This is a genomic window from Agromyces indicus, assembly GCF_031432295.1.
Lineage (GTDB): Bacteria > Actinomycetota > Actinomycetes > Actinomycetales > Microbacteriaceae > Agromyces > Agromyces indicus.
In genome coordinates, this window is the sequence record NZ_JAVKGS010000006.1 from 59667 (window position 1) to 73318 (window position 13652).

General features: G+C 72.7%; 12 protein-coding genes and 2 tRNA genes. 1 reads left to right on the plus strand and 13 read right to left on the minus strand.

What is annotated here, in order from left to right; genetic code table 11:
• Positions 1–22 precede the first annotated feature (22 nt).
• The 6 genes from RH861_RS16040 to RH861_RS16065 form a co-directional block, all read right to left on the minus strand.
• On the minus strand, positions 23–997 hold the full coding sequence (locus RH861_RS16040; protein ID WP_310521824.1) for an NAD-dependent epimerase/dehydratase family protein: 975 nt from the start codon (positions 995–997) through the stop codon (positions 23–25).
• On the minus strand, positions 994–3630 hold the full coding sequence (locus RH861_RS16045) for an alpha/beta fold hydrolase (protein ID WP_310521825.1): 2637 nt from the start codon (positions 3628–3630) through the stop codon (positions 994–996). Before RH861_RS16045 ends, RH861_RS16040 begins: the two co-directional genes overlap by 4 nt.
• Before the next feature lie 4 nt (positions 3631–3634).
• The gene (locus tag RH861_RS16050) at positions 3635–4669 is read right to left on the minus strand and encodes a 3-oxoacyl-ACP synthase III (protein WP_310521826.1); all 1035 of its coding nucleotides are present in this window, start codon (positions 4667–4669) and stop codon (positions 3635–3637) included.
• 135 nt (positions 4670–4804) lie between these two features.
• Positions 4805–4878: transfer RNA gene (locus tag RH861_RS16055), tRNA-Ile, on the minus strand.
• Between the two features lie 10 nt (positions 4879–4888).
• Positions 4889–6130 carry a glycosyltransferase gene (locus tag RH861_RS16060; RefSeq protein ID WP_310521827.1) on the minus strand — a complete coding sequence of 414 codons (1242 nt, stop codon included), beginning with the start codon at positions 6128–6130 and terminating at the stop codon, positions 4889–4891.
• Between the two features lie 157 nt (positions 6131–6287).
• On the minus strand, positions 6288–7205 hold the full coding sequence (locus RH861_RS16065; protein ID WP_310521828.1) for a DMT family transporter: 918 nt from the start codon (positions 7203–7205) through the stop codon (positions 6288–6290).
• Positions 7206–7245: 40 nt separating this feature from the next.
• Between RH861_RS16065 and def the strand changes: the two genes are divergently transcribed.
• Positions 7246–7812, plus strand: a complete 567-nt coding sequence (def, locus tag RH861_RS16070) for a peptide deformylase (RefSeq protein WP_310521829.1) — start codon at positions 7246–7248, stop codon at positions 7810–7812.
• A 41-nt stretch (positions 7813–7853) separates the two neighbouring features.
• Here the strand turns inward: def and RH861_RS16075 are convergent, their stop codons facing one another.
• From RH861_RS16075 to RH861_RS16105, 7 genes are all read right to left on the minus strand, one after another.
• Positions 7854–8159 carry an AzlD domain-containing protein gene (locus RH861_RS16075; protein WP_310521830.1) on the minus strand — a complete coding sequence of 102 codons (306 nt, stop codon included), beginning with the start codon at positions 8157–8159 and terminating at the stop codon, positions 7854–7856.
• The gene (locus RH861_RS16080; protein WP_374760995.1) at positions 8156–8884 is read right to left on the minus strand and encodes an AzlC family ABC transporter permease; all 729 of its coding nucleotides are present in this window, start codon (positions 8882–8884) and stop codon (positions 8156–8158) included. The genes RH861_RS16075 and RH861_RS16080 overlap by 4 nt, the downstream gene beginning before the upstream one ends.
• Positions 8885–8938: 54 nt before the next feature.
• A tRNA-Asn gene (locus RH861_RS16085) sits at positions 8939–9011 on the minus strand.
• 71 nt (positions 9012–9082) lie between these two features.
• Positions 9083–10024 (minus strand): D-isomer specific 2-hydroxyacid dehydrogenase family protein, encoded by a 942-nt coding sequence (locus tag RH861_RS16090; RefSeq protein WP_310521831.1) that lies wholly within the window; start codon positions 10022–10024, stop codon positions 9083–9085.
• On the minus strand, positions 10021–10887 hold the full coding sequence (locus tag RH861_RS16095; RefSeq protein WP_310521832.1) for an ATP-binding cassette domain-containing protein: 867 nt from the start codon (positions 10885–10887) through the stop codon (positions 10021–10023). The genes RH861_RS16090 and RH861_RS16095 overlap by 4 nt, the downstream gene beginning before the upstream one ends.
• A complete protein-coding gene (locus RH861_RS16100; protein WP_310521833.1) occupies positions 10884–12575 on the minus strand; it encodes an ABC transporter ATP-binding protein in 1692 nt (563 codons plus the stop codon). Before RH861_RS16100 ends, RH861_RS16095 begins: the two co-directional genes overlap by 4 nt.
• Complete coding sequence (locus tag RH861_RS16105) at positions 12572–13651, minus strand: ABC transporter permease (protein ID WP_310521834.1); 1080 nt, start codon at positions 13649–13651, stop codon at positions 12572–12574. Before RH861_RS16105 ends, RH861_RS16100 begins: the two co-directional genes overlap by 4 nt.
• Position 13652: the final 1 nt, after the last annotated feature.

Consider the following 13652-nt stretch of genomic DNA (forward strand, 5'->3'; position numbering starts at 1 on the left):
GCATCCCGACCCGGGCCGCCGGTCAGTTCCGCGCCGCCGTCCAGGCCGCCAGCCGTGCGAGACCCTCGTCGATCGTGATCGTCGGCGCCCAGTCGAGGTCCTCGCGGACGCGGCGCTGGTCGAACCAGTGCGCCGTCGACAGCTGCTCGGCGAGGAACCGGGTCATCGGCGGTTCGTCTCGGCCCGGGCGGAGTCGCCACAGGGCCTCCACGGCGGCACCGGCGCCGCGCGCCGCGCTGGCCGGGACCCGCCACGCGGGCGCCGGGACGCCGCAGGCGCGGCAGATGCCGGCGAGCAGCTCCCCCACCGGCCGCGGTTCGCCGTTCGTCACCACGTAGGCGCGCCCGTGCACCCGCTTCGCGCGGTCGAGCGCGGCGACGATCGCGGCCACCGCATTGTCGATGTACGTCGTGTCGATGAGGGCGGCACCGTTGCCGATCACCGGGAGTCGCCGCGTCCGGGCGCGCTCGACGATCCGGCCGACGAGCTGCGGGTCGCCCGGTCCCCACACGAGGTGCGGACGGATGGCGACGACCGCGAAACCCGGTGCGTCGGATTCCAGCGCGAGCAGTTCACCGAGCGCCTTCGTGCGCGCATAGTCGCCGCGGGCCCGATCGGGATCCGCCCGCCCGGTGCCGTCCCCCACGAGCGACGTGCCGGCATGGGCGACCGAGGGCGAGGAGACGTGAACGACGCGCGTGACACCCGCACGTCGCGCTTCGTCGAGCAGCGTTCGCGTCCCCTCGACGTTGACCGCATCGAACTCCGCGGGCGCGCCGGCCAGCGACACCTTCGCGGCGAGGTGCACGACTGCATCCATACCGGCGACCGCGGTCCGCACGCGAGCGGCATCCGTCACGTCGCCCATCACGTCGAGCGCGCCGTCGACCCGGGAGGGCCGCCGCTGCAGGGTGCGCACGTCGTGGCCGCGGCGGATGAGCTCGCCCGCGACGGCGCCTCCCAGGTAGCCGCTCGCCCCCGTGACGAGCACCCTCATGGTCGACCCGCCCGCTCGCCGCGGAGCAGCGCATCGGCCCAGTGCGCGAGCGCCGTCCGGTCGATCTTCGAGTTGTGCCGGATGTCGGTCGGCAGTGACGGCGTCGTGAGGACCGCCGCGAGCGGCCGGGAGGCGGCTGCCCGAACCGATGCGGCGAGGTCCGAATCGGCGAGTCCGGGCGTCCGGCCGCCCTCGACGATCGCGACGAGCGCCTGCGTGCCGCGCGGGCCGACGCCCACGAGCGCGGCGCGGCGCCCGCCCGTGGCGGTCTCGATGCGCTGCTCGATGCCGACCGGAGTGACCACGCCGTCCGCCGTCACCAGGACATGCTGCAGGCGACCCTCGACCCAGAGCCGCCCCTCGGCGTCCAGGTGGCCGACATCGCCCGTGCTGTGCCGCCGCACCTCGAGCGTCGCGTGCGCCTTCGCGAGGCGGTCCACCGCCCAGAGCCGGTCGTAGCCGTCCCGCAGGTGCGGGGCGGAGACGACGATCTCCCCCGTGACACCCGGGGCGGTCGTGAGGCTTCCGGTCGGCCGGCCGTCGTCGTCGAGCGGACTGATCCGCACGTCGACGCCGTCGATCGGCGACCCCACGCACACCCCTCCGGTGCCGTCGGCATCGGTCGTCGCGGCGTCGCGGATGCCCTCGAGGGTGATGTCGGTCATGAGGAGCCCTTCGGTCATGCCGTAGGGCGTGTGCAGGGTGGCGTTCGGGACGAGTTCGCCGACCTGTTCGAGCAGGTGCACCGGGACCGGAGCGCCCGCCGAGAGCACCGTGCGGATCCGCGTCAGTGCGGCGCGCTGCGACGGGCGGAGCGCGTCCGCGGTCGCGACGACGTTGGCGAGCGCGGCGGGTGAGAGGAACAGCACCGTGGCATCCGCCGCCTCGGCCGCATCGGCGACCGCGCTCGCGGTGAGCGTGCGCGGCGCCGTGACGTCGCCGAGCGGGATGACCGATCTCGCACCGAGCGCCGGCCCGAGCAGCGCGAACGGCGCGAATCCGGCGACGATGCCCGTATCCGGCCCGAGGTCGTAGTGCCGAGCGAGCGCGTCCCGCAGCGCACTCAGCTGCCCGTGGGTGTACCGCACGCCCTTGGCGGGTCCCGTCGAACCCGAGGTGAACAGGATCGCCGCGGCATCCGTCGGCTCGGGTTCGGGGAGTCCGGAGCCGCCGGCGATCCGCGCCCGCCCGAGTCGTCGCAGGTCGCCGAGCGAATGCTCCACGGCGAGCGAGCGCGCGAGGGTCCGCGAGAGGGTGGCCACCGAGATCCGACGACCCGGCCAGCCCAGCGCGCGAGCGGCGACCAGGCCGGGCAGCGCGCCGACGATGACGTCGGGCTGGGCACCACGGATGGCGCGCCCGAGCCCGCGCACGCCGAGCCCCGCGTCAGCGACGACCACCATGGCACCCACGCGCACGGCGGCGTAGAGCACCGCGGTGAGGTCGGCCGACGGCGGCACGAGCAGGCTCACGCGGTCGCCGGGTCGGACTCCCGCGGCCACCAGGCCGTGCGCCAACTCGTCGACGCGCTGCGCGAGCGTGGCCCAGCGGATGACGCGCGGGGCTCCGTCCGCGCCGGCGCCCATGTCGATGAGCGCCGGCGCGTCGCGGCGAGCGTTGCGCTCCATCGGAGCCCAGATCGGTTCGCTCGGCGCCTCCCGTCCGTCCGATGGGCGCATGTCGGAATCGGACGCCGGTGCGAGGGTCTCGGCGACCCAGTCGAGCACGATGGCGGCGTAGTCCGTCTCCTCGGCGATGAGGTGGCCGGCGCCCTCCGCGCGATGCACGTCCGCGTGCGGCATCCGCTCGAGGAGGTCGCGCAGGTGCGCCTCTCCGAACACCGGATCACGCGGACCCCACAGGACGAGCGCGGGCACGGCGAGGTCGGCGACGCCGGCCGCGATCCGGTCCAGCTCGGGCGTGCTGGCGTGCTCGGATGAGGCGGGGATGTCGGCCACGAAGTCGTGGATGCCGCGCCGGCGATCCGGGTTCGCGTAGGGCGCACGGAACGCCTCGCGGACCTCCGGCGCCAGGGCGGGGCGGGCGAGCGACAGGGTCGTCTCGAGGAACGCCGGCGTGGACTGCGTCGCCAGGTCGAGGACTCCCGGCGCGAGCGCCGCCCGGAGCGGCATCGGGACGGGACGACCCTCGGGCTGGTGCACCGCGGTGTTCAGCAGGACGACCCCGGCGAGGAGGTCGGGGTGGTCGACGGCCCAGCCCAGGCTGACCGGACCACCCCAGTCGTGGCCGGCCGTGACGACCGGTCCCGCGAGGCCGAGATCGTCGGTCAGGGCGCCGAGCTCGGCGACGCGGTCCCCCAGCCGTCGCATCCGGCCGGTCCTCGCCGAGTACCCCATCTCGAGCTGGTCGACGGCGACGACGCGCCACGCCGGTCGCGGGTCCTCCCCCAGCGCCGCCTCGGTGGCGCCGGTGATCAAGCGCCGCCAGAGGTACGACCAGGTCGGGTTGCCGTGCACGCACAGGAGCGTGCCGATCGGCGTGACGCCCGCGGCATCCAGCGCGGTGCCGTTGTCGAGCAGGTGCCACTCGGCACCGGCCGCACGGACGATGCGGGAATGGCCGTCCGGCAGGCCGGGCAGCCCGGACGGCGGCACGGATGCAGCGACCTGCATGGCCCTACCAGGCCATCTCGAGCATCGACGTGTTGAGCCCCGACCCGACGCCCATGAGGAGCACCCGGTCGCCGCGACGCAGCGACGGCGCCTCGTGCGCGAGGGTGATCGGGATGGAGGCCGGCCCGATGTTGCCCAGCGTGGGGTAGGTGAGCGGGATGCGCGTCCGGTCGAGCTTCGCGGCCTTCACGATGGCGTCGGTGTGCACGTCGGACACCTGGTGCATGATGTACCGGTCCATCTGGGCCCAGTTCCAGTGCTTCCTCGCCTCCCGCCACGCCGCGGTCACGAGTTCCATGCCGCCCTTGAGGAGCGCTCGCGCGTCGGTGAACATGCCGTCGACGCTGCCCACGCAGAGGGAATTGAACTGCGTCGCGGCCCGCGTGATGCCGCCGAGGATGCGGTGCCCCTCCGGATGCCGGTCGGTGCGCCCGATCACGGCAGCGGCGGCCCCCGACCCCAGCGTGAGGCTCGCGAACTCGCTCATGAACTGCGCCCGGCCGATGCCCTCACGCTGCAACCGCTCGATCGTGTTCCGCTGCACCTGATCGGCATCCTCGCCGTCGACGACGACCGCGTAGTCGACCTGACCGGAGTCGATCATCCCGGCCGCGAGGCTCATCCCGTTCACGAACCCCAGGCACGCGTTCGTGACGTCGAAGTTGATGGCCGACGAGGGCAGACCGAGCCCGTGGTGGATGCGCACGGCGACGGACGGCTCGAGATGCGGCCGCGTGATCGAGGTGTTGATGAGCAGTCCCACCTGATCGGGCCGGATCCCCGCGCTCTCGAGCGCGCGCCGCCCCGCGTCGATCGCGGCCGAGTCGAAGGTCATGCCGTCTTCCCAGTTGCGGCGCTCGCGCACCCCGGCGACCCGTTGCAGCAGGCCGCTCGGCAGCGAGAGCCGCTCGAGCACCGGGAGCAGCCGCCGCTCGATCTCCTCGGACGTCGTGACGCGCTTGGCGATGGTGGTCGCGACGGACAGCATCGAGACGTTGCGGTGCCGGGTGGTCGCGTTCCCCGGAACGTGAGCGGCCATGCTCAAACAGTAGTTCCGATGTCGCTGCGGCGCGCGGACATTGCCCTCAGCCGCATTCCGATGTAGGGCGGCTCCCGCCGGGTCCGGTGCCGCTCAGTCCGAGCAGGAGGACCGACCATCAAGACGGACGATGCGTAGGGCGGACGGGACTTGAACCCGTGACCGATGGATTATGAGTCCACTGCTCTGACCGGCTGAGCTACCGCCCCGCGCGCCGGATCACTCGGAGAGCGCGGCCGGCGCGTTGTCGGTGACCGGGTCGGTCACCGGCTTCCCACGATACAGATTCTCGAAGGTGGTGATCGTGCGCTGGATGTCGTGCGCGGCGATGAGCCGCAGCGACTCCTCCTTCATCCGGCGGTACTCCTCGGGGGCCGCCTCGAGCACGAGTCGCAGCTTCGCCGCGAGGTCCTCGGCACTGCCCGGCTCGAACAGGTAGCCGTTCTCGCCGTCGTGGACCAGGTGCGGCAGGGCCATCGCGTCGGCCGCGACGACGGGCAGCGCCGACGCCATGGCCTCCATCGTCACGATGCTCTGGAGCTCGGCGATCGAGGGCATGGCGAGCACGGAGGCGCGGTGGTAGGCCTCGCGGAGCTCCTCATCGGTCACGTAGCCGGTGAACGTCACGCGATCGGCGATGCCGAGCTCGGCCGCCAGGTTCTCGAGGTTCCGCTTCTGGTCGCCGCCGCCGACGATCTCGACCTTCACGTCGAGCTCGTCGGGCAGCAGCGTGATCGCATGGAGCAGGACGTCGATGTGCTTCTCGTGCGTGACGCGTCCGACGAAGATGATCCGGTTCTCGGTGCGCGGCTCCCAGTTCGGGGCGTACTTGTGCGCGTCGATGCCGCAGGAGATCGCGTGGACGCCGCGGAGGCCCGTGGCGCGCTCGAGGAAGTCGGCGGCGCGGCGGGTCGGCGTGGTGACCGACTCGGCGCGGCTGAAGCTGCGGCGTGCGGCCTTCCAGGCGAGGCCCACGGCCCACTCCTGCCAGGCCTTCGGGATGAGGGAGAACTCGAGCATGTTCTCGGGCATCATGTGGTTGGTGCCGACGATGCGGATGCCGCGCTTCTGCGCCTCGACGGAGAGCCCCCGCCCGACGATGATGTGCGACTGGAAGTGCACCACGTCGGGCTGCACGCGGTCGAGGATCTTGGCGCTGTTCTGCTTGATCCGCCAGGGCAGCGCGAACCGCAGCCAGTCGTGGGGGTACCAGCGCCAGCTGTAGAGGCGGTGCGCGGTCATCTCCTGACCCTCGTGCACCTCCTTCCACGTGCCGTGCTTCCGACTCGCGGCCGGCGCCATGACGTGCACCTCATGGCCTCGCTCGACGAGTCCCGCGGCGAGCCGCTCGGCGAAGCGCGCGGCGCCGTTGACGTCGGGCGCGAAGGTGTCGGCGCCGATCAGGATGCGGAGGGGACGCTCCGCGTCGGTATCGGCGGACGTGCTCGGGGTGTCGGACACGTGGTGCTGTACCTCGCAGTTCGTGGGCGGTGGAGTGCCCCGGGCGGGCTCACGCAGGCGGTCGCCGGGGGCCGTGCCGGCTCGATGGCCGGAGGCTTCATCCGAAGATAGTCTACGAGACGTCGCCGCACGGGCCCGGTGCCGCGCGGACGGACGGTCAGAGCCTCGTCTGCGGATGGTTCTTCGCCAGGCGGAACACGCCCCACACGGCGATGGCGCCGGTCACGATGAACACGAAGATCGCCCACAGCGGCGCCTGCGACGCCTCGCCCAGCACGATCACGCCGATGAGCACGGCGACCATGGGATCGACGACGGTGAGGCCCGCGATGACGAGGTCGGGCGGACCGCTCGCGTAGGCGTTCTGGACGAAGTACGCCCCGAGGCCGGTGCCGGCCAGCAGCGCGAGCACGCAGAGGAAGGTGAGCCACTCGAACTCCCCCTGCTGGACCCGGTTCAGCACGACCTTCGCGAGCGTCGCGACGAAACCGTAGATGACCCCGGCCATGATCACGTAGAACAGGGCCCGGATCCGATGGCGGAGCAGCCCGAAGGTGATCGCCGCAGCGGTGAGCACCACCCCGAGGATGACCAGGATCGTCACGATCTGCCCGTCCGTCACCGGTTTGCTCACCGCCGTGAACGCGGCCACGCCGACGAAGACGAAGACGCCGCCCACGCACATGATGATCGCCACGATCGACTTCCGGCTGAGCTTCACGTGGTTGACGCGCGAGTTGAGGATCGACGTGATGACCAGCGCCAGCGCCCCGAGCGGCTGCACGACGATGAGCGGTGCGAAGTACAGGCTCGAGAGCTGGAAGACGATGGCGAGCCCCAGCATGAGCGTGCCGAGCACCCACGAGGGCCGCGCGAGCAGCAGCGCGAGCTGACGCCCGTTCAGGCCCTTGCCGAGCGTGTCGGCGGTGAGCGCCTCGACCTTCACGACGCCGCGATGCTGGAACTGCGCTCCCAGGGAGAGGAACACGGCGCCGATCAGAGCGAGTGGGATGCCGATGAACTGCCGCGGATCGAGCGGGATGAGCTCGGTCAACTCGGTGAGGTCGGGATCCACGCAACGACCCTACCCGCTCCCCCGCCGATATCCTTGCCGAATGGCCGTGCTCCCCATTCGAATCACGGGCGACCCCGTGCTCCATGCGCCCGCCTCCCCCGTCGAGCGGATAGACGACGAGATCCGGACCCTCGTGCGCGACCTCTACGAGACGATGGATGCCGCGCCCGGCGTGGGCCTGGCCGCGCCCCAGGTCGGGGTGCCGCTGCGCGTGTTCACCTATGGCTGGACCGACGAGGAGGGCACGGCGTGGCGCGGCGTCGCGATCAACCCGGAGCTGTGGATCTCACCGCCCGTCCCGGGCATGCCCGACGACGATGACGAGTCGGAGGGATGCCTCTCGTTCCCGGGCGAGCGGTTCGCGCTCCGCCGCGCCGACCGGGCGATCCTGCGGGCCACCGACCTCGAGGGCGAGCCGTTCGAGATCGTGGCCGACGGATGGCTCGCGCGCATCTTCCAACACGAGTACGACCACCTCGACGGCGTCCTCTACATGGACCGCCTCGACGACCACGACCAGCGCATCGTGCAGAAGATCACGCGCAAGCGCGGTTGGGGCCGCCCGGGCGCGAGCTGGATGCCCGGCGTCGACGACCTTGAGGCCTGACCGGTCGACGGCGCCCGCGGCGCGGCATCCGTCGCCGCCGGTCAGCCGACCAGGCGGATGCCGGCGGCCACGGCGGCCGCGACCGCCACGACGACGATGAACGGGGTGCGCACCGCGTAGAGGGCCGCCGCGACGATCAGTGCCGGCACGCGGGCATCGACCGTGAGCCCCTGCCCCGCGCCGAGCGTCTGCACGGCGATGAGCGCCGCGAGCAGCGCCACGGTCAACAGGTCGGCGATGCGGGCCGGGCGTTCACGTTCGAGGAGGCTCGCCGGGACGAGGTGTCCGGCGAGCTTCAGGGCGAGCGTGGCCGCGGTCGCGACCAGGATCACGTGCCAGACCGTCATGCCTCCCGCCTCCTCCCGAGCAGGTCGAACCATCCGATGACCACGGCGACGAGCGCCGCGACGAGCACCGGCAGTCCGGGCGTGAGAACCGGGGTGGCGATGGTCGCGACGACCGCCGCGACGACCGCGGTCGCGCCGGCCTGCAGCCGTTTGAGCCGCGGCCAGAGCAGGCCGAGGAACGCCGCGGCCGCCGCGGCGTCGAGCCCGTACGCCCGCGTGTCGCCGAGCGCGTCGCCGATCAGGGCGCCGGCGAGCGTCGTGAGGTTCCAGCCGATGAAGATCGCGATGCCCGTCACCCAGAATCCGACGCGGGCCGCGCGGTCGGTGCGCTGCGCGAGAGCGACCGCCGTCGACTCGTCGATGGTGAGCCACGCCGCCGCCACGCGGTGCGCCACGCCGCGACTGCCGACGACCGGCCGCATGCGCATGCCGTAGACGACGTTCCGCACCCCGAGCAGGGCGGCCGCCGCGATCGCCGACCCGCCCGCGGCGACACCGCCGGATGCCACGACCCCGACGAGCGCGAACTGCGATCCGCCGGTGAACATCACGAGGCTCAGGAAGCACGCCTGCCAGACGTCGAGCCCCGAGGCGACCGCGAGGGCGCCGAACGAGACGCCGTACGCGGCGGTCGCGAGGCCGACGGCGATGCCGTCGCGACGCGCCGTCCGGACGGCGGCGGCATCGGTGGCCGCGCCGGCGCCCGCGGCCGCATCGTCGGACACCAGTCGACCTCCCGGATCGCGAAAGGCCGCCCGGGAACCGGACGGCCTTCGAAGCTCCCCCACTTGGACTCGAACCAAGAACCTATCGGTTAACAGCCGATTGCTCTGCCAATTGAGCTATGGAGGATCGCGCAGCGCGCAACGATCACTTTAGCAAAACGACCGCCGGACTCCCAATCCGAGGCGGACTCAGGTCCGTCAGTACCCGGCCTCGAGATCGACGACGCCGACGAACGCCCCGTCGCCGAGGAACGCGCGGGTGTTCGCCGCGATCCGCTCGGCGAACAGGGGCACGGTCATGTCGTCCGTGTCGGCGACGTGCGGCGTCACGATGCAGTTCGGAGCGGTCCACAGCGCGTGCCCGGCCGGGAGCGGTTCCGGGTCGGTGACGTCCAGGCCCGCTCCGCCGAGGCGGCCCGATCCGAGGGCGGCGACGAGTTCGCCCGTGTCCACGATCGCGCCCCGTGCGACGTTGACCAGCACCGCACCCCGGGGCATCGCCGCGAACGCCTCGCGGCCGAACAGCCCGCGCGTCTCCTCGGTCAGGGCGGCCGTCACGACGACCACGTCGGCCTCGGCGAGGACGTCGAGGAGCCGGGCGGTCGTCACGGTCCGGGCGGCGCCGGGCACCGCGGCATCCGTTCGCCGCACCACCGTGGCGTGCACCCCGAACGGCTCGAGCAGCCGCAGCAGTTCGGCGGTGATGCCGCCACCGCCGACCATCACCACCCGCGCACCGTGCAGGGTGCGGCCGAGTTCGTCGTGCGCCCACTCCCCGGCGCGGATGCGGCGCGGCAGCTCGCGCAGGACGGCGAGGGCGAGCATGAGCGCGTGCTCGGCGACCGGCTGCGCGTACGATCCCTTGGCGCTCGTCCACGTCCGGCCGTCGCCGGAGTGGCGGCGGAGCAGGCCCGCGAACGCGTCGACGCCTGCCCACGGCAGCTGCACCCAGGAGATCGCCGGATGCCGCTGCAGCAGCTGCTCGAGCTCGGCCTCGCCGGCCGGGTGGGTCCAGACCAGGCCGCGCGTGGCCTCGGAGACGGGCGCGACCTCGCCGCCGGCCGACCGGACCGCGGCGGCGAACCGCGGCTCGGTGTCGGCCACGATCGCGATGGGGCCGCCGGCCGGCGCGGAGGTCACGCGCGCGGCTCGGGCCGGAGGTCGTCGCTCACGGCGTGCCCGCCGTCGATCGCCGCGCCGAGCGCCCGGACGTAGGGGTGCACCGGGTCGCGGAAGACCTCGTCCATCGTCCCCGCCGCCACGAGCCGACCCTGGTCGAGCACCGCGATGCGGTCGGCGACGCGCCGGAGCACCGGCAGGTCGTGCGTGATGATGATCGACGAGAACGTGTGGCCGTCGCGGAGCTCGCCGATCAGCTCGGCGACCGCGTCGCGCACGGTGAGGTCGATGCCGGCCGTGGGCTGGTCGGCGACGAGGAGCGACGGGCCGAGCACGAGCGCGCGGGCGAGGGCGACGCGCTGCCGCTGCCCACCGCTGAGCTCGTAGGGATACCGCTCGAGCATCCCGAGCGGCAGCCGCACCGCGTCGACCATCGTCGCGACGCGCGTGGTGAGCGCCTTCCGCGGGTAGCGGTGGTCGCGCTCGAGGATCGGCTCGGCGATGATCTCGGCGACCGTGCGGTCGGACGGCAGCGTCTGGGCGGCATCCTGCGCCAGGTAGCCGACCCGGAACCGGAGCTCGGGCACCTTCCGGCGCGGGATGCCGCGCAGCGGCGTGCCGAGCACGATCGCCTCGCCGCCCGTGATCACCGGGCGGACCTCGCCGCCGGCGCCGCTCGGCTCGAACGCCGCGCCCGAGAGCACGCGCGCGAGCGTGGACTTGCCGCTGCCCGCGGAGCCGAGCAGGCCCAGGACCTCGCCCGGGGCGAGCCGCAGGTCGACGCCGCGGAGCGCGACGTGCGCGGCACTCGCCCCGTGGGCCGGGTACTCGATCGAGAGGTCGCTCGTGACCACCGGGTAGCCGTGCGTGACGCTGCGGCTCATCGCGCGACCTCGTCGAGGCGGTGCAGCTCGGCACGGCGCTCCGCCTGCGCGACCGGGTCGGGCACGGGCAGCGATGCGAGCAGGCGCTGCGTGTACGGATCCTTCGGCGCCCCGAGCACCTCGGCCCCGGTCCCCTCCTCGACGAGGCGTCCGCGGTACAGCACCGCGATCCGGTCGGCGAGGAGGTCGACGACGGCGAGGTCGTGGCTGATGAACAGCGAGGCGAACCCGAACTCGCGCTGCAGCTCGGCGAAGAGCTCGAGGACGCGCGCCTGGACCGAGACGTCGAGCGCGGAGGTCGGCTCGTCGGCGATGAGCAGCTCGGGCTCGAGCGCGATGGCCCGGGCCAGGCTCGCACGCTGCCGCTGGCCGCCGGAGAGCTCGTGCGGGTACCGGTCGCCGTAGGCGGCGGGCAGTTGCACGGCCTCGAGCAGTTCGTTCACGCGCGGTCGCGCGTCGCGCGCATCGACGGCCCGCTCGTGGATCACCAGTGGTTCCGCGACGCACTCGGCGATCGTGAGCAGCGGGTTGAAGCTCGACGCCGGGTCCTGAAACACGAACCCGATGCGACTGCGCGACGGCCGGAACTGCCGCTCGCGGATGCCGTTCATCTCGTGACCGAGGACCTTCAGCGAGCCGCCCGTGACCTTCGTGAGTCCGGCGATCGCGCGACCGATGGTGGTCTTGCCCGACCCGCTCTCGCCGACGAGCCCGAGCACCTCCCCCGGCCGGATCGCGAGGTCGACGCCGTCGACGGCACGGAAGCCGGCACGGCCGAGGCGGCCCGGGTACTCGATCTCGAGCCCGCGGGCCTCGACGACCGGCGTGCCGGTCGCCCAGCCCTCCGGCCGCGCGGCGGCCCGCTCGGCCGCCTCGGCGACGCCGTGACCGACGTAGGGCACCGCGGCGAGCAGTCGCTTGGTGTAGTCGTCCTGCGGTGCGGCGAACAGCTCCCGGGCCGACGCCTCCTCGACGACGCGTCCCTGGTACATGACGACCACGCGGTCGGCGAGGTCGGCCACCACGCCCATGTTGTGCGTGATGAGCACGATCGCCGTGCCGAACTCGTCGCGCACCCGACGGAGCAGGTCGAGGATCTCGGCCTGCACCGTGACGTCGAGCGCCGTGGTCGGCTCGTCGGCGACGATGAGTCCGGGCTCGAGCACGAGCGCCATCGCGATGACGATGCGCTGCTTCTGTCCGCCCGAGAACTGGTGCGGGAAGTGGTCGACCCGCTCCTCGGGGTCGGGGATGCCGACCTTGCCGAGGATCTCGATCGCCTTCGCCCGCGCTTCGGCCTTGGAGACCTTGCCGTGGGCGCGGAGGCCCTCCATGATCTGCCAGCCGACCGTGTAGACCGGGTTCAGCGCCGTGGACGGCTCCTGGAACACCATGGCCACATCGGTGCCGCGGATGGCGCGCAGTTGCGCTCCGCTCAGCGTGACGACGTCGTGCTCGGCCGTTCCGGCGCGGTTGGACAGCACGACGGCGCCGTTCGTCGTCGCGGTCTCGGGAAGCAGGCCGAGGATGGTCTTGGCGGTGACGGTCTTGCCGCTGCCGGACTCGCCGACGATCGCGACGACCTCGCCGCGCTCGACCGACAGGCTGACGTCGTCGACCGCCTTGACGGCGCCGGCGTCGGTCGAGAAGGAGACGCCCAGGTTGCGGATGTCGACCACCGTGCTCATCGCTTGACCTCGATCCCGTGTTCGTCGAACGTCTCCCCGTCTTCCAGACCGCCCAGTCCGCCGGGACCGGCGGCGAGGGTGCCGCCGGGAACGACCGACGTCTCGGCCACCTCGCCCGCGGCCTGCGCCACGCGGCGGCGGCCGCGCAGGCGCGGGTCGGCGAGGTCGTTGAGGCTCTCGCCGACGAGCGTGATGCCGAGCACCGTGAACACGATGGCGAGACCCGGGAAGAGCGCGGTCCACCAGATACCGCTCGTGACATCCGACTGCGCCTTGAAGAGGTCGTAGCCCCACTCGGCGGCGGCCGTGGGCTCGATGCCGAACCCGAGGAAGCCGAGCGCCGCGAGGGTGAGGATCGCCTCGGAGGAGTTCAGCGTGATGATGAGCGGCAGCGTGCGCGTGGCGTTGCGCAGCACGTGCTTGAACACGATGCGGCGGTTCGACGCCCCGAGCACCTTGGCCGACTCGACGTAGGCCTCCGACTTGATGCGCACGGTCTCGGCGCGGATGACGCGGAAGTACTGCGGGATGAACACGACCATGATCGAGATCGCGGCGGCGAGCACGCCGCCGAGGAGGCTCGACTGCCCGCCGGAGATCACGATCGACATGACGATCGCGAGCAGCAGCGACGGGAACGCGTAGATCGCGTCGGCCACGACGACGAGCACCCGGTCGAGCCATCCGCCGAAGTAACCGGCGTACAGGCCCAGAGCCACGCCGATGAAGATCGACAGCAGCACCGCGAGCACGATCACGAGGACCGCCGTCTGCGTGCCCCAGATGACGCGGGAGAGCACGTCGTACCCGCCGACGGTCGTGCCGAGCAGGTGCTCGGGCGACGGCGGCTGCTGGGTGCCGAACGAGCCCGCGTCATCGCGGCGCTGTGCGTAGCCGTACGGTGCGAGCAGCGGCGCGAGGGCCGCGGTGAGCAGGAACACGCCGACCATGACCAGGCCGGCGACGAGCATGCCCCGCTGGAGGCCGACGCTCTGGCGGACCTGCCGCACCACGGGCAGGCGGTCGGCGAGGCGGCGACGCGGGGCGGGGGCGGTGGCGACGGATGCCGTCGACATG